Consider the following 19,196-nt stretch of genomic DNA (forward strand, 5'->3'; position numbering starts at 1 on the left):
GCCCACCCGTGTGGTGGGTGCCACTTCATGAAGTCGAACAAAAACAATATGCAAGGCAACTCGATTCGCTCTGCCAAGACGAGGTCGTTGCTACGTCCTTGCCCGCCAACTTTCATGAGTAACCCACAATGTCCGTGCAGACAACCACAACTAGAAATGCCTCGGCGCATACCTTCAAGCAGGATATGCAAACCCGCCACATCGTCATGCTGGCGCTGGGCGGAGTGATAGGCACCGGCCTGTTTCTCACGTCGGGCTACACCGTTAACCAGGCCGGCCCGTTGGGCGCGGTCATCGCCTACATACTTGGCGCAATCATGGTGTACCTGGTCATGATGTGCCTGGGTGAGCTGGCGGTACACATGCCGGAAGTCGGCTCGTTCAGCAGTTACGCCACGCGTTACCTCGGCCCGGGCACCGGTTACATGGTGGCCTGGATGTACTGGCTGACCTGGACGGTGGCCATCGGCTCCGAATTCACCGCCGCAGGCATCCTGATGGTGCGCTGGTTCCCCGACACGCCGGTATGGATGTGGAGTGCGCTGTTCGGCGCCGCGGTGTTCATCAGCAATATCATTTCGGTGCGATCGTTCGCCGAAACCGAATTCTGGTTGTCACTGGTCAAGGTGCTGGCCGTCATCGCCTTTCTGGTGGTGGGCGGCGGGGCCATTCTGGGTGGCTTCGAGATCCAGCAGGCGCACAGTGCAGGGCTGGGCAATTTCACCCGTGAAGGGTTGTTCCCCACCGGTTTCTGGTCCATTGCAATGACCCTGCTGGCAGTGGCCTTCGCGTTCTCGGGCACCGAGCTGATCGGCATCGCTGCCGGTGAAACCAAAGACCCGGAAAAGAACGTGCCCAAGGCCATTCGCACCACGGTCCTGCGCCTGGCGCTGTTCTTCATCGGCACCATCTTTGTACTGGCCACCTTGCTGCCGCGTGAACAGGCCGGGGTTATTGAAAGCCCGTTCGTGATGGTCTTTGCGATGATTGGTATCCCGTATGCGGCCGATATCATGAACTTCGTCATCATCACCGCGCTGCTGTCTGCCGCCAACTCCGGCCTATACGCCGCTTCGCGCATGCTCTGGACTCTCAGCGACCAAGGCAACATGCCCCGCCGTTACGCCACGCTGTCGCGCCGCGGCACCCCCTTCAATGCGATCGTGCTGAGCATGGCTGGCGGCATGGCTTCGCTGTTGAGCAGTGTGTTTGCCCCCGACACCATCTACCTGGCGCTGGTGTCGATTTCAGGGTTGGCCGTGGTAGTGGTGTGGATCAGCATCGCGGCCAGCCAAATCGCATTCCGCCGTCATTACATCGCCAGCGGCGGCAAGCTCGAGGACCTCAAGTTCCGGGTGCGTGGCTACCCGTTCGTACCACTGGGGGCCATTTTCTGCTGCGTACTGGCCTGCGTCGGCATTGCCTTCGACCCAGCTCAGCGGGTTGCCCTGTACTTCGGCTTGCCCTTCATTGCCTGGTGCTACCTGGCCTATTGGCTGACGTGCAAGTACCGCAGCCGCCGTACGGGCCCGGTGGAAATTGTCGCCCCAGGTTCCGAGGCCGCCTGAGCAGGTGATACTAGGCCACCGGAACCGAGCCACGAGAAGCCGCCGATGACTCAGAAAACCTTGCCCCCCCTGAACTGGCTGAGAGCCTTCGAAGTGTCGGCGCGTTACTTGAACTTCACCCATGCGGCAGAAGAGCTGCACCTTACCCAAGGGGCCGTGAGCCAGCAGATTCGTCACCTGGAAAGCCAATTGGGTGTGGCGCTGTTCAAGCGCCTGCCGCGCGGGTTGGGGCTGACCGAAGAAGGGCAGTCCTACCTGCCGGTGGTGCAGGACGCCATCAGCCGCCTTGCGGTCGGCACCAATGAAATCTTCGGGCAACGCCAGCGTCGGCCCCTGAAGGTACGGGGCAGCCTGTCGTTCCTGCACTTCTGGCTGGCCCCCCGGCTGGCCGACTTTCGGCGTTCGCACCCGCAGGTGGACATCCGCTACATCAGCAACCTGTGGGTCAAGGAGCTGGATGCCGAAGATGATCTGGAAATCCGCTGGGGCAGCGGGCAGTGGGCCGGGGTAGAGGCGCAGCGCCTGACCCGCGACGTGCTGGTGCCGGTGTGCGCACCCGCGCTGCTGGCCGGTTGCCCGCTGCGCGAACCGCGCGACCTGGCCCGTGTGCCGTTGCTGCATGTGCTGGGTTACGAGGAGGGGTGGGGCTACTGGCTGGAGCGGGTCGGCGCCGATCAGGTCGATTCTTCCAGCGGCCTGCAGTTCGACACGCTGGTGTCGACCCTGCGCATGGCGGAGCTGGGGCTGGGCGTGGCGCTGGCACGCTCGTCGCTGGTAGAGGACCTGCTGCAGGAGGGGCGGCTGGTCGCTCCCTTTGCCCAGCGTATCGAGGCAAGCGAGTCGTTTTTCCTGGTACGCGGCCTGGGTGAAGCGTTGTCCCCCGATGCCCAGGCGTTCAGCCATTGGCTGGTGGCCATGGCGCATCGTTAATTTACGTAGCTATCTGGAGCACCGATGCAGTACACATCCACGCGCGGCAACGAGACACGGGTCGATTTCCGCACGGCATTGCTTTCTGGCCTGGCCGACGATGGCGGGCTTTATGTACCCACCTCGGTGCCAGTGTTCAGCCCACAGGAAATTGCCAGCTGGTCGTGGTTGCCCTTCGACGAACTGGCCTGGCGGGTGATGGCACCGTTTGTCGGCGATACCCTCGACGAGCCTACCCTCAGGGCGCTGGTCAGCGACAGCTATCGCGGGTTCCGCCACCGCGGCATTGCGCCTTTGCAGCAGCTTGGCCATAACGAATGGATCCTGCAGCTTTTCCATGGGCCTACCCGGTCCTCCAAGGACTTTGCCGCGCAGTTGCAGGCGCGTTTTGTCCGGCACTTTCTGGGGGCGGAGTGCGAGCGGGTCATGCTGGTCGGTGCCAGCAACGGCGATACCGCAGTAGCGGCTATCGAGGCGCTGCGGCATTGCCCTGCAGCAGGCTTACTGGCGCTATACCCCAGCGCAGGCACGCCCGCCGACCGCGCGGCAGTGATGCGCAGCGCCGCGTCCGACAGCGTGAGCTGCGTGGCCGTGGATGGCAGCTTTGACGATTGCCAGTCGCTGGTGTCGGCGCTGCTGCGTGACTGGCCATGCCCCGGGCTGATTCCGGTCAGCTTCAACTCCACCAACTGGGTCGGTGTGCTGGCGCAGATCGTGTTCTATTTCCATGCGGCGCTGCAGCTCGGTGGCGGCATACGCCCGGTCGGGTTCAGCATCCCCACGGCCAGTTTTGCCGAGATCTACGCGGGGTTCATTGCCCAGAAAATGGGCCTGCCGATCAACCAGATCATCGTCTCCACCAACCGCAACGATGCCCTGCACCGGTTCATCCACTGCAACCGCTACAGCCGTGGCTCAACCAGCCAGACCTTGTCACCGGTCATGGACTTTTCGCTGTTCTCCAACCTGGAGCGCTTCGTCTGGGAACTGTATGACCGCGATGGCGTGGCGACCCGGGCACTGATGGAGCACTTCGAGGCGTGTGGCGAGCTGAGCATCGGCAACCGCCAGTGGTTGCATGCGCGCATGCTGTTCGACTCCTATGCCGTGGACGACGCGCTGATTCGCGAAGAAATTGTCACGCTGTTCCACGAAACGGGCAGCGCAGTAGACCCTCATGCCGCGACAGGGGTATTCGCCGGGCGCCTGCACCGGCGCAACATCGGTGCGCCCATCGTCACGCTGGGGCAGTTTGCCCCCGAAAAGTCTGCCGGGCTGCTGGCGGAGCTGGGGGCCTGGCACGGTGAGGTGCCCGCCGGCGCGGTCGGCACAGCGGGCGATGGGCCGCTGTTGGCACCTGATGACCTGGCCGGTGTTCATGCTTTGTTGGCCCGGCTGCAGGCTGGGCGATGAAGCGCATCCTCGACCCCCTCGACGAGCGCATTCTCGCCGAGCTCACCGCCAATGCGCGTATCGCCCACGCCGAGTTGGGGTTGAAGGTGAACCTGTCGCGCAATGCGGTACGCCAGCGCATCGAGCGCCTGGAGCGTGACGGCGCCATTCAGGGTTATACCCTGCGCATCGGTGAGGGCAGACGGCCGGCGTCGTTGATCAACGCGGTGATCTTCGTCTACCGCTATGACCGCATGCGCGGTGAGGCGGTACTCGATGCGCTGCGCCAGATCCCCGAGGTGATCCAGTGTGAAGTGCTCAGCGGCGAGTTCGACCTGATGTTGCGCGTCGAGGCCTCCAGCCCGGAGCGGGTGCACCATGTGTGGAAGGAAATCGCTGCCATGCCCGGGGTGGAGAACACGGTGACTTCGTTCGTCCTGGCCGCGGTGGTCTGAACCGCGTCTTTGCATTGGCTGGCACAACGCCGCCTGGGTTCGCGCCCAGGCGGCGTTGTGCGTTTTGCCCTGGCGCAAGTGCGCGCTTTGCACTGGCCAGATTGGCCAATAAATACAGCGGATTGCCATATTCAACTGGCAGTGCACGGCTCTTACGCTAGTCCTCATCCACCCACTGCCTGGACAGGACAGCAAACCATGACCGAATACAAAATTGCACTCGTTGGCTTTGGTGGCGTTAACCGCGCGCTTGCCCAACTGATCGCCGAACGCAATGCGCGCTGGCAGCACGAGTTGGGCTTTGGCCTGAAAATCGTGGGTGTCACCGACTTGTTCCTGGGGTCGGTGATCGACCGCGACGGCTTGGATGCCGCCGTGCTGGCCGCGCTGCCGGCCCAGAAGGGCGCGCTGGCGCACATCCCTCAAGGTTCGGCCGAGGCGTTCAATGAGGCGGTGATCAAGCAATCAGGCGCCGACATCATCGCCGAGGCCACATTCACCAACCCCAAGGACGGTGAGCCGGCGGCAACCTTCTGCCGCTGGGCGCTGGAGGCGGGCAAGCACGTGGTCACCACCAACAAGGGGCCGATTGCCTTGCATGCCCAGGCACTCAAGGCCTTGGCTAAGGCCAACAATGTGTCGTTCGAATACGAAGGCGCCGTCATGAGCGGCACACCGGTGCTGCGCATGGCGCGCCAGACCCTGGCGGGCGCGGGCTTGGTAGGTTTCGAGGGCATTCTCAACGGTACCTCTAACTATGTGCTCACGCGCATGGAGGAAGGGCTTGGCTTCAACGAGGCGGTGGCCCAGGCACAAGCGCTTGGCTTTGCCGAGGCTGACCCGACCGCCGATGTGGAAGGCCATGACGTACGCCTGAAGGTGGTGATCCTCGCCAATGAGTTGCTCGGCGCCTGTCTGCAGGTGGGTGATGTGGCCTGCAGCGGTATCAGTGCCATCGACAGCGCGGCTATCGAGCGGGCACGGGCGGCGGGCGAGCGCTGGAAGCTGATCGGCAGCGCCCGCCGTGAAGCCGATGGTTCGGTACGAGCCAGCGTCGAAGCGAAGCTGCTGCCTGGTCATCACCCCTTGGCGGGTATTTTAGGCGCCACCAATGCGCTGGCGTTCGACACGGAGTTGCTGGGGGCTGTAACCGTGTCCGGCCCGGGGGCGGGGCGCATCGAAACGGCTTTTGCCCTGCTGTCGGACATTGTCGCCATTCACACCGCCGGCCACTCGGCCTGAGGAGCAACGTTCATGAGCCTGACTTCCGTATCGCGGGCGCTTGTTCAGCAACCCGCCTTGATCGATGTGTACAACCCCTTCGATGGCAGCCTGGTTGGCAGCGTCGACAACCTCGGCGCAGAAGCAGTGCCTGCCTTGCTCGCCCGTGCCCGTCAAGGTGTGCGTGAAAGTGCGGCGCTGCCCCGGCACCGCCGGGCCGCTATTCTGGAGCACGCCGCTCAGCTCATTGAACGGGATGCGGCAGACTTTGCCGGCCTGATCGTCGATGAAGCGGGCAAGACCCTGCGCCAGGCCGAGAAAGAGGTCAAACGCTGCATCAACACGCTCAAGCTGTCTGCCGAAGAGGCGCGGCGCAACGCCGGTGAGGTGGTGCCTTTCGATGCCTATGAAGGCTCCGAATCGCGTCAGGGCTGGTTCACCCGCGAGCCGTTGGGGTTGATCCTGGCCATTACCCCGTACAACGACCCGCTCAACCTGGTGGCGCACAAGCTGGGGCCAGCACTTGCAGGGGGCAATGCGGTCATTCTGAAACCCTCGGAACTGGCCCCGCTTTCTGCCCTGAAACTGGTGCAGTACCTGGTGGATGCAGGGCTGCCGGAGGCCGTCGTCACCGTAGCCACAGGGGGCGCCGAACTGGGCAAGGCGCTGGTGGCTGTGCGTGAGGTGCGCATGGTTTCCTTTACGGGCGGTTTCGCGACGGGCGAAAAGATTGCGCACGGGGCTGGTTTGAAAAAGCTTGCCATGGACCTTGGCGGCAACGCCCCGGTGCTGGTGCTCAAGGACTGCGACCTGGAAGCCACTGTCGAGTCGTGTGTGTCGGGCGCGTTCTGGGCGGCCGGGCAGAACTGCATCGGCACCCAGCGCATTCTCGTAGATGCCTCGATCTACGAGGCGTTTCGAGAGCGCTTCGTGGCATTGACCCAGGCGATGGTCTGGGGCGATCCGGGCCGGCGCGAAACCGATATGGGGCCGATGATCACCGAAGCAGCTGCACGGCAGATCGAAGCACGCGTGAACCAGGCGATTGAGGGCGGTGCCCGCCTGCTCTGCGGCCACCAGCGTCACGGGGCGGTCTATGCGCCGACAGTGCTCGAAAGCGTTGACCCCGTCAGCCGGCTGTGGCTCGAGGAGGTTTTTGCACCGGTGGTGATGCTGGCGCCCTTCGAGACTGTCGAGCAGGCGATAGCGCTGGCCAATGCCCCGGAGTACAGCTTGCATGCCGGTGTGTTCACCCGTGACCTGTCGCTGGCGTTGAGCCTGGCCCGGCGTATCGAGGCCGGCGGTGTAATGATCAACGACTCTTCCGACTACCGCTTCGATGCCATGCCATTTGGTGGTGCCAAGTATGGGAGTCTTGGGCGTGAGGGGGTGCGGTTTGCCTACGAGGACATGACCCAACCCAAAGTCGTCTGCTTCAACCAGATGGGTTGAGGGGGAGGTTACCTCGATGATCACTCGCTACGGATCAGGCGCGCGGATGTCACTGGCGGTCAGTTACAGGGGCCTGTTCGAAACGGCAGGCATCGTGGCCGAGGACCTGCAACAGGATGTGCAGGGGCAGTTGCGTCAGGCGCTGAGCGTGATCGACGGCCTGATGGTGCAAGCCAACGTCGGCAAGGCGCAGCTGACGCGGGTTCAGATGTGGCTTGCCGACTACCGCCACTTCGACCTGGTCAACGAAGTGTACGACGCCTGGTTGCAAGGCTGTGCAAAACCGGTGCGGGCCTGCGTGGGTGCCGACCTGGGGGCTGGCTACCTGGTAGAGGTGCAGGTGTTCGCTGTGTGCCCCGAATAGTCCTTTTCTCTATGACGAGTACCACGGGTCAACGCACAAACCGTGGTACCGCCCGTACATAGATCAGTTCGCTCACCAGCTCTACCAGGGTTTGCGTGATCACGGCTGCTGCCGCCAACCCGCGCATCTCTTCTGGCAACGCCAGCGCCAGCGGCAGCACCACCAGCGAGTTGCGCGTGGCTGCGCTGAACGTCACCGAGCGTGCCTCGCTGGCCGGCAGGCGCAGCAGGCGCGCACAGATGAAGCCGAGCACCGGCGCCAGCAGCATGAAGCCGATGTATACCGGAATCACCGGCAGCAAACGGTCGAAATCACGCAGTACCACGTCAATCTGCGAAGCGATCACCACCATCAGCACCAAGGCCATGGCCGGCACCGGCAACCACGCCCAGGCGTCGTTCCAGGTCGCGACTGCGCGCGAGCGCCGGGCACCGGCGCTGGTGAGTACCGCGAGGGCCATCGGCAACACGATCAACAGCACGAAGGCTTCCACGAACGGGGTGATGGAGATTGCCACCTGGCTGCTGCCACCCAGCATCAGGGCCAGATACACCGGCAGCAGCACCAGTTGCGCCAGCAATAACAGGGGGGTTGCGGCCAGGGTCAGGCGTGAGTCGCCTTTGCCAATGTGGGTGAACACCACCACGTAGTCGATGCAGGGCGTAAGCAGCACCAGCAAGGCACCGACGAGGATCGCCGGGTGTTCCACCAGCCCACGGGTGATGGCCCAGACAAGCAGCGGAACGAGAATGAAATTGGCCAGTAGCAGGGCCGTGATGAAGCGGCGGTTACCCAGGCCCTGGCGCAGGTCGAGGAAGGGTATTTGCAGGAACATCGCGTACATCAGCACGGCGATGGCGGGGGTGATCAGGGCTTCAAGCTGGCGCGCAGTGTCGCTGGCCAGCAGGCCGAAAACGATCGCGGCCAGTACGGCGGCGAAGTAGATGGGGATCTGCCGGGTTTCGAGTTGCTCTCTGGTCAAGGTGTGGCCTGTGGTTGGTAGTGTCAAACAGGGTAATACGTGATGGCACGTCGCTGCTCGAAATCATTCCCTGTGGGAGCGGGCGTGCCCGCGAACACCGGCGCAGCCGGTGCCATCCACCGCGTAGCCTTCTTCGCGGGCACGCCCGCTCCCACAGGATGTGTATCAGGCCTGCGAACGTGTTTCATGGTCCGTTCACGAAAAAGCCCGGCACTGGGCCGGGCTCTTTCACTTTAGGCAAGCGCCAATCAGTTGCCGTAAACCGGCAGCTTCTTGCAGATGGCCTTGACCTTCTCACGGACGGCGTCGATCACCGCTTCGTTGTTCAGGTCGGCCAGGATGTCGCAGATCCAGCCGGCCAGTTCCTTGCACTCGGCTTCCTTGAAACCACGGGTGGTCACGGCTGGGGTGCCGAAACGCAGGCCCGAGGTAACGAACGGCGAACGCGGGTCGTTCGGTACCGAGTTCTTGTTGACGGTGATGAAGGCTTTGCCCAGGGCGGCGTCAGCATCCTTACCGGAGATTTCCTGCTTGATCAGCGACAGCAGGAACAGGTGGTTCTGGGTGCCACCGGAAACCACGTCGAAACCGCGCTCGATGAACACGCTGGCCATGGCCTGGGCGTTCTTCACGACCTGCTGCTGGTAAGCCTTGAACTCTGGCTGCAGGGCTTCCTTGAAGCAGATGGCCTTGGCCGCGATGACGTGCTCCAGCGGGCCGCCCTGGGCGCCCGGGAAGACGGCGGAGTTCAGCTTCTTCTCGATGTCGGCGTTGGCACGGGCCAGGATCAGGCCGCCGCGCGGGCCGCGCAGGGTCTTGTGGGTGGTGGTGGTGACCACGTCGGCGAACGGAACAGGGTTCGGGTACACGCCAGCGGCAACCAGGCCGGCAACGTGGGCCATGTCGACGAACAGGTAGGCACCGACCTTGTCGGCGATGGCGCGGAAGCGGGCGAAGTCCAGAACCTGCGAGTAGGCCGAGAAGCCGGCAACGATCATCTTGGGCTTGTGCTCGACAGCCAGGCGCTCGACTTCGTCGTAGTCGATCAGGCCGTTGCCGTCGATGCCGTACTGGATGGCGTTGTACAGCTTGCCCGAGGAGCTTACCGAAGCACCGTGGGTCAGGTGGCCACCGTGTGCCAGGCTCATGCCCAGGATGGTGTCACCGGCCGACAGCAGGGCCAGGTAGACGGCAGCGTTGGCCTGGGAGCCAGCGTGCGGCTGTACGTTGGCGTAGTCGGCGCCGAACAGCTCCTTGGCACGGTCGATGGCCAGTTGCTCGACGACGTCGACGTACTCGCAACCGCCGTAGTAGCGCTTGCCTGGGTAGCCTTCGGCGTACTTGTTGGTCAGGACCGAGCCCTGGGCTTCCATGACTGCCGGGCTGGTGTAGTTTTCCGAAGCGATCAGCTCGATATGCTCTTCCTGGCGCAGAGCTTCTTGCTGCATGGCTTCGAAGAGCTCGGCGTCGTACTTGGCAATGGTCAAATCACGGCTGAACATGGCGGTCCTCAAGGATCGGGGTAATTTGGGTGTGCATTCTAACCGATTGATTCGCGGCTGGCATATGAAGTGGCGTCAAGTCGCAGACCAATGGGCTTCATCTTGCATCCCGCGCCGTTTCTGGGCTGGGCGGGGGCGGGAGTTGACCTGGAAGTCCGCTTTTTTATGCAGGAATGCGGCGCGGTGGATGGCACCGGCTTGGCCGGTGTTCGCGGGTAAACCCGCTCCTACGGGGACCTTGTGTGCGGGTCAATGGAACATGAACAAGGTCTCGTTGGAGAATTGCGCCTCGAACTGATGCGCTGGCATCGGCCGCCCGAACAGATAGCCCTGCACCTCGTCGCAACCATGCTCGCGCAGGAACTCCAGCTGTTCGTGGGTTTCCACGCCCTCGGCGATGACTGCCAGGTTGAGGCTGTGGGCCATGGCGATGATCGCCCGGGCAATCTGCGCGTCCTGCTCGCCTTCGGGCAGGCCGTCGACGAAGGTCCGGTCGATCTTCAGGACGTCGATGGGGAACTGCTTGAGGTAGTTGAGCGACGAGTAGCCGGTGCCGAAGTCGTCTACCGCAATGCTCAGGCCGAGGTTCTTCAGGCTGGCAAGAATCTGCAGCGCCTCGTTCACCTCGCGCATCAGGATACTTTCGGTCAACTCCAGTTCCAGGCATGCCGGCGGCAGGCCGCTTTCTTCCAGGATGTTGGCAATCCGCGTGCCTAGCTGGCCGTCGGAGAACTGCCGCGCCGAAATATTCACCGACACTTTCGGCACCCGCACCTTGGCCTTGTGCCAGGCCTTGAGCTGGCGGCTGGCCTCGCGCAGCACCCAGTCGCCCACGTCCACCACCAGGCCCAGTTCCTCGATCACCGGGATGAAGTCGCCCGGCGGCACCAGGCCTCGGGTCGGGTGACGCCAGCGCAGCAGCGCTTCGGCGCCGGTCAGGCGCTTGCCGTCGCCGCTGAACTGCGGCTGGTAATAGAGGATGAACTCGTTCTGCTCCATGGCATGGCGCAGGTCGCTTTCCAGCTCCAGGCGCTCCAGGGCGCTGGCGTTCATTTCGGCCTGGTAGAACTGGAAGTTGTTCTTGCCGCGCTCCTTGGCGTGGTACATGGCGGTGTCGGCGTTCTTCATCAGCTGGCTCAGCTCACTGCCATCCTGCGGGCTGAGGGCGATGCCGATGCTGGCGGTAACGAAGAACTCGCGGTTTTCCAGCACGAACGGCCGCACCAGGCTGCCGAGGATGTTCTCGGCCACGTGGATGGCGCGGTTCAGGGCCATTTCACGGGTGGGGCGCGGTTGCAGCAACAGGGTGAACTCGTCGCCGCCCATGCGTGCCACCGTGTCGTCGTCATCCACGCAGGCCAGCAGGCGCAGGGCCATGTCCTTGAGCATGCGGTCGCCGGCCGCATGGCCGAGGGAGTCGTTGATCGGTTTGAAGCGGTCGAGGTCGAGGAACATCAGCACCACCCAGGCCTTCTGCCGCTCGGCCTGCTGCAGGGCGTTGTACAAACGGTCCTGGAACAGTGTGCGGTTGGGCAGGTGGGTAAGGGCGTCGTAGTAGGCCAGGCGGTGGATGCGCTGTTCGCTGGCCTTGCGTTCGCTGATGTCGGTGAAGAAGCACACGTAGCTGGCCAGGTCGCCTTCGTCGTCCAGTACCGCGGTGATGCCGACCCAGGCCGGGTAGTGGTCGCCGTCACGGCGCTTGAGCCACACCTCACCTTCCCAGCTGCCGCGCTGGTGCAGTTGCTTGACCACATAGCGCAGGTGGCCTTCCTGCTGTTCGTCGACAGTGAGCATGCCCGGCAGTTGGTCGAGCACTTCACTGACGGCGTAACCGCTGACGCGGCTGAACGCCTCGTTGGCCTGAACGATATAGCCGGCCGGGTCGGTGATGAGGATCGCCGACGTGGAATGTTCGAATACGGTCGCGGCCATGCGCAGGTCTTTTTCGGCACGACGTTGCTGGCTGATGTCGCGGCCCACCCCGAGTACGCCTTCGAAGCGCTGGTCATCGTCCCACACCAGCACCAGGCGCAGCTCGATCGGGATCTTGCGGCCATCGGCACGCAGGCAGTCGAACAGGAACAGTTGGGTGGGTAACTGGCTGCACAGTTGCGCCATCTGCGCCGGATCGCCCATGGCCTTGCTGACACGCTCCATCAGGCTGTAGATGCCAGTGAGCTGGGCCGGGTTGGCGACGATCGACTGCCAGCCGTTGGCGAAGATCCAGTCGGCCTGGTAGCCCAGCACGCTCTGTACCGAGGGGCTGACATAGTTGAGCTTGAGCTGGTTGTCGGTGGAAAAGATCACGTCGCTGATGCTTTCGGCGAGCATGCGGTAGCGTTGCTCGCTGTCACGTAGCGACTGGCTGGCCTCGATCTGAACGGTCACATCCTTGCCCACACCGATGATGCGCGTCACCAGGCCTTCGGCGTTGCGGGTCAGCACCTGCTCGCGGATGTCGTAGCAGCGCCAGCTTCCGTCGCGGTGGCGGAAGCGCAGCTGGCAGTGCAGCGGTTGGTCATGACAGTTGTCGCGCTGTTGGCGGCGCAGTGCCTGGTAGTGTGCGGCGTCCTCGGGGTGCAGCAGCAGCTCCCAGAAGCGGTCGCCCATCTGTGCCAGCTCGGTGCGGTCGTAGCCCAGGGTCTGGCCGAGGTGGCGGTTGCTGAAGATCATCCGCTGGCTCGGCACATCCTGCACATACAACTGGTCGGGTACGGTGCGTACCACGTCCGACCAGAAACTTTCGCGTTCCAGTAGCGACAGCTCCACCTGTTTGCGGCTGGTGATATCGCTGATGCTGAGGATCACCGCCTGATAATCACGGCGCTGCAGCGGCAGGCGCGCCATCAGCCACAGGTGCAGCTCGGTGCCCTGCGGTGTCGGCAGGCGCACTTCCAGCTCCAGCAACGGGCGTTGTTCGATCAGTGCGTCGATCAGTTGCATGCCGACGCTGTCTCGGCTGTCGCCAGTGCCATCGATCAGCCGCTGCCAGGCACCTTCGTGGCAGTCGATGTTCAGCAGCTGGCGCGCCACTTGGTTGACCTCGGTGATCTTCAGCTCCAGCAGCAGCGAGCGGCGCAGGTTCGGGTCCAGCGCCAGGCTGTGCTTGAGCGCGGCCCGGTTACGCAGGTGGTAGCGGTCGAGCTGGCCGGGCAGGCTGGACAGGTCGAGCACGCACAGGGCAACGCCGGTGCCTTCAAAAATTTCCTGATAACGCCGGCGGTCTTCCTGCAGCGCCCGTTGGCGGCGACGCATGTTGATCAGCGCCAGCACTGGCAGCAGGGCGCAGAACAGCACCAGCAGGCACTTGCCGAGCAGCGCCGGCAATAATTTTTGCTGGGCCAGTTTGGCGTCGAACAGACCGCGTAGCTGCCAGGTGCTGTTTTCGATAAAGGCCAGCATCACGCTTTGCAGCGGCTCGTCGCTGGTGTCGGCTGCGGCATGGCGCTGCAGCACCTCGCCGCTGCGGCTGTTTTCCAGCAGCCACTGCGGGTGGCCACTGCCCTCGAGGTGGAGGGTGAGCTCGCGGTAATAGTCCGGTGACAGGCGCAGCAGCCAGTAGCCGCTACCCTGTGCGGCATCCTGGCGCAGCAACAGGTACAGGAGGTGGTTGTCGGCCGAATTGGTGAAGAAGTACGGGCGTCCCTGGCTCAGCACGAGCAACTCGTCAAGTGACTGGCGGTCGGGGCTGCCGGCCAGGCTGTCGGCGCGTAGCTGCCCGACGTTGTCCAGCCAGGCCACGCTCTGCAGGGCGGGAAGGCGTTCGCGCAGGGTACCGAGCAGGCTGGGCAGGGCGGCAGGTGTCGGTGCATCAGGGTAGGGTTGCACCACGTTCACGGCCTGTTGCGCCTTGAGCGCCATGTTCAGGCTCAGGTGGTCGGCCAGTTCCGCGGAGGCGTCCAGGCTCTGTTTGCGCAATTCGGCCTGGGTATGATTGAACTGGGCGAACAGCTGCCACAGCAGCAGGCCCAGCAGGATCAGGGCCAGCAGCGCCAGCGCACCCTTGATCGACCCGCGCAGGAGAGTCGCGGGTGCTTGTGGGGCGGAACGCAATGACGACGGATGAGTAAGGTTGGTCAAGCGTTGATCCTGCGATTGGGCTGGCGATGGCAGGGAATGATCGTGCACGGTGCGTGCCGGCGCCCGGCTTGCGCACCGCGGTGGCGCACTATAAGGCCGGACACCCGAAACCGGCTAGCATGCCTCGGATTATGGCGAAGTGCCAGCCATGTTGACCGATGGTGGCTGCCCGGTGGTTCGGCAAGCCCCTGTAACCTGTGCGAGAATAGCGCCCGCTTCACATGACAACGCATCGGAGATGTTCGGTTTTGGTTACTCACTTTTCCTCCAATGGCCTCGATTCCGCCTGCGGGCGCAGCAGTCAGACCCTTGTCAGCACTGCCGTGACCGAGGACGTATCCTGCAAGTCTTGCCAGCGTTCGCTGGGCAAACCTGAGGCGGCCGCTGCCGCAAAAAGCAAGGCCCCATCGCTGGCTGAACTGCGCAAGACCGCCAAGGTGGCAGCAGAGCCGGCTGTCGCAGTGGCGGCGGCCAAGCCGGCAGCCAAGGTGGTCAGCACTGCGCCTGCACCTGGCAAACCGGCCAAGGCGGCCGAGCAGCAACCTGCCCGCAGCGGCGGCTTCAGCGTGAAGTCCGCCTGGGCCGCGCGCCTGGCCGAGCAGGGCGACCGTTGCCGCCTGCCGCGGGGCAAGGCCAAACAGCGTCACGTCTGAGCCTCTTCGGCTGCTGTGCCGGCCCTTTCGCGGGCTCGCCCGCTCCCACAGGAATGCGGATTCTTCAGACTCTGTGGTGACGCTGTGGGAGCGGGCATGCCCGCGAAGAGGCCGGCACAGGCAATGAATTCATCCCAGTGACCGCACTGATCACACCCCACCATCGGCCCCTCCTATGCAACGCCGCGCGTTGGCGTAGAATGGTCGACTTTGTTCAATGACACCCCGTAAACACATCCCACTGGCCACCGCGTGCCGGGGCGATCGGCGATGTCTTTACCTATCTGATTAGAGGGCTTGGTTTTGGCTCAATACGTCTACACCATGCATCGGCTGAGCAAGGTCGTGCCGCCGAAGCGGGAAATTCTCAAGAACATTTCCCTGTCGTTCTTCCCAGGCGCCAAGATTGGCGTACTTGGCCTGAACGGCGCCGGTAAATCGACCCTGCTGCGGATCATGGCGGGCGTCGACAAGGAATTCGACGGCGAAGCCCGTCCGATGCCCGACATCAACGTGGGTTACCTGCCACAGGAACCGCAACTGGACCCAACCAAGACCGTGCGTGAAGTGGTCGAGGAAGCGGTCAGCGTAATCAAGGACGCCCAGGCCCGCCTGGACGAGGTCTACGCGGCCTACGCCGAGCCGGATGCCGACTTCGACAAGCTGGCCGCCGAGCAGGCCAAGCTGGAAGCCATCCTGCAGGCCGCCGATGGCCACAACCTGGAGCGCCAGCTGGACGTCGCTGCCGACGCCCTGCGCCTGCCGGCCTGGGATGCGCGCATCGAACACCTGTCCGGTGGTGAGAAACGCCGTGTGGCCCTGTGCCGCCTGCTGCTGTCGGCACCCGACATGCTGCTGCTCGACGAACCGACCAACCACCTGGACGCCGACTCGGTGGCCTGGCTGGAGCGCTTCCTGCACGACTTCCCGGGCACCGTGGTAGCCATTACCCACGACCGTTACTTCCTCGACAACGTCGCCGGCTGGATCCTGGAGCTGGACCGCGGCGCCGGCATCCCGTACGAAGGCAACTACTCGGGCTGGCTGGAAGCCAAGTCGGAGCGTCTGGCGCAGGAATCCAAGCAGCAGAGCGCCCACGAAAAGGCCATGAAAGAGGAACTGGAGTGGGTGCGCAAAGGCGCCAAAGCCCGCCAGTCCAAGTCCAAGGCCCGTCTGCAGCGCTTTGAAGAAATGCAGTCGCAGGAATTCCAGAAGCGCAGCGAAACCAACGAAATCTACATCCCGGCCGGTCCGCGCCTGGGTGACAAGGTCATCGAGTTCAAGAACGTCACCAAGGGCTACGGCGACCGTGTGCTGATCGACAACCTGTCGTTCTCCATGCCCAAAGGTGCCATCGTTGGCGTGATCGGTGGTAACGGTGCCGGTAAGTCGACCCTGTTCCGCATGTTGATGGGCAAGGAGCAACCGGACTCGGGCAGCATCGAGATCGGTGAAACCGTACAGTTGGCCTGTGTTGACCAGAGCCGTGAGGACCTGGACGGCGCCAAGACCGTGTTCCAGCAGATCTCCGACGGTTCCGACCAGATCCGCATCGGCAACTACGAGATCCCTTCGCGTACCTACGTTGGCCGCTTCAACTTCAAAGGTGGCGATCAGCAGAAGTTCGTCAAGGACCTGTCCGGTGGTGAGCGTGGCCGCCTGCACCTGGCCCTGACCCTGAAGGAAGGCGGTAACGTTCTGCTGCTCGACGAACCGTCCAACGACCTCGACGTCGAAACCTTGCGTTCGCTGGAAGAAGCCCTGCTGGACTTCCCGGGCGCCGCGATCGTGATTTCCCACGACCGTTGGTTCCTGGACCGTGTGGCTACCCACATCCTGGCGTACGAAGACGACTCGAACGTGGTGTTCTTCGAAGGTAACTACACCGAGTACGAAGCCGACCGCAAGAAGCGTCTGGGTGATGCTGCTGCCCAGCCGCACCGTGTACGGCACAAGAAACTGGCCCAGTAAGCCGGTTTTCTGATGCACAAGAATGGGGCCCCAAGTGGCCCCATTTTTGTGCCTGGCGGACCGCTATAAATGGCGAGGCGAAGCTGTATTTTGTATACACTTACATAAAACGCACCAAATAATTTCAAAAAAACGACATTTCGCCCTATTCCGGTGCGATTGCTTCTTGGTACATTCCTGAAAAAACCAATAAGTCCAATCCTCTTGGTGAGATGTCTACCATGATCGAATCTGTCGACAATTTCCTTGCACGCCTAAAGCAGCGTGACCCAGGCCAGCCGGAATTCCACCAGGCGGTGGAAGAGGTGCTGCGCACCCTGTGGCCATTCCTTGAAGCCAACCCCCACTATCTGCAGTCCGGCATCCTCGAGCGCATGGTTGAGCCCGAGCGCGCCGTACTTTTCCGCGTTTCTTGGGTCGATGACCAGGGCAAGGTGCAGGTCAACCGCGGCTACCGCATTCAGATGAGCAGTGCCATTGGCCCGTACAAGGGCGGGCTGCGCTTCCACCCGTCGGTGAACCTAAGCGTGCTGAAGTTCCTGGCGTTCGAGCAGGTGTTCAAGAACTCGCTGACCTCGCTGCCCATGGGCGGCGGCAAGGGCGGCTCGGACTTTGACCCGAAAGGCAAGAGCGACGCCGAAGTGATGCGCTTCTGCCAGGCGTTCATGAGCGAGCTGTATCGCCACATCGGCGCTGACTGCGACGTACCGGCTGGTGACATCGGCGTGGGTGCCCGCGAAATCGGCTTCATGTTCGGCCAGTACAAGCGCCTGGCCAACCAGTTCACCTCGGTGTTGACCGGTAAGGGCATGACCTATGGCGGCAGCCTGATCCGCCCGGAAGCCACCGGCTATGGCTGCGTTTACTTCGCCGAAGAAATGCTCAAGCGTCAGGACAAGCGTATCGACGGCCGCCGCGTGGCGGTGTCCGGTTCGGGCAACGTCGCCCAGTATGCTGCGCGTAAGGTCATGGACCTGGGCGGCAAGGTGATCTCGCTGTCTGACTCTGAAGGTACCTTGTATGCAGAAGCCGGGCTGACCGACGCCCAGTGGGACGCCTTGATGGAGCTGAAAAACGTCAAGCGCGGACGTATCAGCGAGCTGGCCGGGCAATTCGGCCTGGAGTTCCGCAAGGGCCAGACCCCGTGGAGCCTGCCGTGCGACATCGCCCTGCCATGCGCCACCCAGAACGAGCTGGGCGCCGAAGATGCCCGCACCTTGCTGCGTAACGGCTGTATCTGTGTGGCCGAAGGCGCCAACATGCCGACTACCCTCGAGGCTGTGGATATCTTCCTGGACGCCGGCATTCTGTACGCCCCGGGCAAGGCCTCCAATGCGGGCGGCGTAGCCGTGTCGGGCCTGGAAATGTCGCAGAACGCCATGCGCCTGCTGTGGACGGCCGGTGAAGTGGACAGCAAGCTGCACAACATCATGCAGTCGATTCACCATGCATGCGTGCACTACGGTGAAGAGGCTGATGGCCGGATCAACTACGTCAAGGGGGCGAACATCGCGGGCTTCGTGAAAGTGGCCGATGCGATGCTGGCTCAGGGCGTGGTCTGATCTGAGACCGTAGGGGGCCGCTTTGCGTCGCGATGGGCTGCAAAGCAGCCCCAGGGCCCTCAACCCTCGCCCAGAATCTCAACCACCTCTATCACCTGTTCCCCCACCGGCCGCCGCCAGACCACCTCATCCCCCGGCCCAGCCCCGAGCAAAGCCCGCCCCAATGGCGAACCCCAGTTGATCAACCCGTGCCCGGCATCCGCCTCATCCTCGCCCACCAGCTGCACCACCTGCTCCTGGTCCTGCGCGTCGACAAACCGCACCCGGCTACCAATCTGTACCTTGCTATGGGAAGTCGCCGCGGGTACCACCTGGGCGCTTTGCACCCGCGCGCTGAAGTAGCGCAGATCCCGCTCGGTATCGGCCAGCCGTTGTTTGTCACCCCGTTCGCCCTGCGCCTGCAGTTCGCTGCGCAAGGCATTCAGCTCGGCCACCCGCGTCTGCAACTGGCGCAGGCCGCTGGCCGTCACATAGTTGGGCTGTTCGCTGATGCGCCGCTCGACCGGCTGGTCGGCCTGGTCGGCTGCTTGGTCTTCGTTGACGAATGCTCGGCTCATGTAGGGCCTCCTTGTGCATGAGACCATCATGGCAGGCCGCCGGTTTAAAGGAATGTCCGTTTGCGACTCAATTGTGGCGATAGGCCTTGGCAGCGCCGCGGTCCTTTTCCTGCTCCCACTCGCGGTCGCGCTGGTCCCAGAAGCGCTCGTGGTATTGGCGCTGTTCTTCGCTGTTCTGCATGGCGTGACACTGGCGGAAGCCATCGTCCCAGCCGGTTTCGTACTGACGCTCGTGCAGGTAGCGCGGTACGTTTTTGCGAAAGTTGCCCACCATCAGCCCGGCCGCCTGGCGGCCACTGCTGCAGCCGTCCTGGAAGCCATCCGCATAGGCAGGAGGGTAACCGTGGTTGACCATCTGCTCGTGGGTGGTTTCGCAACCTGACAGCAACAACGCGACGCACACGCCGAACCAGTACCGCGACATAGCCACAAAACCCTCCAGTTGATGATGGGAAGTCTAGGTGGCGGTTTGTCGGGTAGGTGTCAAAACAGTGTCAAAGAGTCGGA

15 protein-coding genes are annotated in these 19,196 nt (G+C 63.2%); 10 read left to right on the forward strand and 5 right to left on the reverse strand.

What is annotated here, in order from left to right; all coding sequences use genetic code 11:
- Positions 1-128: 128 nt before the first annotated feature.
- The 7 genes from ACF8O8_RS19340 to ACF8O8_RS19370 all read left to right on the forward strand — a co-directional run bounded on the left by ACF8O8_RS19340 (position 129) and on the right by ACF8O8_RS19370 (position 7,382).
- Positions 129-1,568: an amino acid permease gene (locus ACF8O8_RS19340; protein WP_014589617.1), complete on the forward strand. Its 1,440-nt coding sequence runs from the start codon at positions 129-131 to the stop codon at positions 1,566-1,568.
- Positions 1,569-1,613: 45 nt separating this feature from the next.
- Complete coding sequence (locus ACF8O8_RS19345; protein ID WP_392510283.1) at positions 1,614-2,498, forward strand: LysR substrate-binding domain-containing protein; 885 nt, start codon at positions 1,614-1,616, stop codon at positions 2,496-2,498.
- Between the two features lie 24 nt (positions 2,499-2,522).
- A complete protein-coding gene (locus tag ACF8O8_RS19350) occupies positions 2,523-3,911 on the forward strand; it encodes a threonine synthase (protein WP_239607030.1) in 1,389 nt (462 codons plus the stop codon).
- Positions 3,908-4,345 carry an Lrp/AsnC family transcriptional regulator gene (locus ACF8O8_RS19355; protein ID WP_010951921.1) on the forward strand — a complete coding sequence of 146 codons (438 nt, stop codon included), beginning with the start codon at positions 3,908-3,910 and terminating at the stop codon, positions 4,343-4,345. The genes ACF8O8_RS19350 and ACF8O8_RS19355 overlap by 4 nt, the downstream gene beginning before the upstream one ends.
- 198 nt (positions 4,346-4,543) lie before the next feature.
- A complete protein-coding gene (locus tag ACF8O8_RS19360; RefSeq protein ID WP_392510284.1) occupies positions 4,544-5,587 on the forward strand; it encodes a homoserine dehydrogenase in 1,044 nt (347 codons plus the stop codon).
- A gap of 12 nt (positions 5,588-5,599) precedes the next feature.
- Entirely contained in the window at positions 5,600-7,018 is a 1,419-nt protein-coding gene (locus tag ACF8O8_RS19365) for an aldehyde dehydrogenase family protein (RefSeq protein ID WP_010951923.1), read from the forward strand.
- Between the two features lie 46 nt (positions 7,019-7,064).
- On the forward strand, positions 7,065-7,382 hold the full coding sequence (locus tag ACF8O8_RS19370) for a RidA family protein (RefSeq protein WP_392510301.1): 318 nt from the start codon (positions 7,065-7,067) through the stop codon (positions 7,380-7,382).
- A gap of 28 nt (positions 7,383-7,410) precedes the next feature.
- Here the strand turns inward: ACF8O8_RS19370 and ACF8O8_RS19375 are convergent, their stop codons facing one another.
- The 3 genes from ACF8O8_RS19375 to ACF8O8_RS19385 all read right to left on the reverse strand — a co-directional run bounded on the left by ACF8O8_RS19375 (position 7,411) and on the right by ACF8O8_RS19385 (position 13,946).
- Positions 7,411-8,364, reverse strand: a complete 954-nt coding sequence (locus tag ACF8O8_RS19375; RefSeq protein ID WP_392510285.1) for an arsenic resistance protein — start codon at positions 8,362-8,364, stop codon at positions 7,411-7,413.
- Between the two features lie 248 nt (positions 8,365-8,612).
- Complete coding sequence (gene glyA / locus ACF8O8_RS19380; protein ID WP_003247505.1) at positions 8,613-9,866, reverse strand: serine hydroxymethyltransferase; 1,254 nt, start codon at positions 9,864-9,866, stop codon at positions 8,613-8,615.
- 249 nt (positions 9,867-10,115) lie between these two features.
- Complete coding sequence (locus ACF8O8_RS19385) at positions 10,116-13,946, reverse strand: EAL domain-containing protein (RefSeq protein ID WP_010951929.1); 3,831 nt, start codon at positions 13,944-13,946, stop codon at positions 10,116-10,118.
- Between the two features lie 248 nt (positions 13,947-14,194).
- On the opposite strand from ACF8O8_RS19385, the gene ACF8O8_RS19390 reads away from it, so the two are divergent.
- The 3 genes from ACF8O8_RS19390 (at position 14,195) to gdhA (ending at position 18,132) form a co-directional block, all read left to right on the forward strand.
- Complete coding sequence (locus ACF8O8_RS19390; RefSeq protein WP_017148090.1) at positions 14,195-14,599, forward strand: hypothetical protein; 405 nt, start codon at positions 14,195-14,197, stop codon at positions 14,597-14,599.
- Positions 14,600-14,902: 303 nt separating this feature from the next.
- Complete coding sequence (gene ettA / locus ACF8O8_RS19395) at positions 14,903-16,570, forward strand: energy-dependent translational throttle protein EttA (protein WP_010951931.1); 1,668 nt, start codon at positions 14,903-14,905, stop codon at positions 16,568-16,570.
- A 221-nt stretch (positions 16,571-16,791) separates the two neighbouring features.
- Positions 16,792-18,132: an NADP-specific glutamate dehydrogenase gene (gdhA, locus tag ACF8O8_RS19400; RefSeq protein WP_003247498.1), complete on the forward strand. Its 1,341-nt coding sequence runs from the start codon at positions 16,792-16,794 to the stop codon at positions 18,130-18,132.
- A 59-nt stretch (positions 18,133-18,191) separates the two neighbouring features.
- On the opposite strand, the gene ACF8O8_RS19405 is transcribed toward gdhA, so the two are convergent.
- Both ACF8O8_RS19405 and ACF8O8_RS19410 read right to left on the reverse strand, forming a co-directional pair.
- Positions 18,192-18,689 carry a GreA/GreB family elongation factor gene (locus ACF8O8_RS19405; protein WP_010951933.1) on the reverse strand — a complete coding sequence of 166 codons (498 nt, stop codon included), beginning with the start codon at positions 18,687-18,689 and terminating at the stop codon, positions 18,192-18,194.
- Positions 18,690-18,756: 67 nt separating this feature from the next.
- Positions 18,757-19,113 carry a hypothetical protein gene (locus tag ACF8O8_RS19410; protein WP_176685629.1) on the reverse strand — a complete coding sequence of 119 codons (357 nt, stop codon included), beginning with the start codon at positions 19,111-19,113 and terminating at the stop codon, positions 18,757-18,759.
- Between the last annotated feature and the right edge of the window lie 83 nt (positions 19,114-19,196).

This window comes from Pseudomonas sp. TYF_14, from assembly GCF_043105275.1.
Taxonomy (GTDB): domain Bacteria; phylum Pseudomonadota; class Gammaproteobacteria; order Pseudomonadales; family Pseudomonadaceae; genus Aquipseudomonas; species Aquipseudomonas alloputida.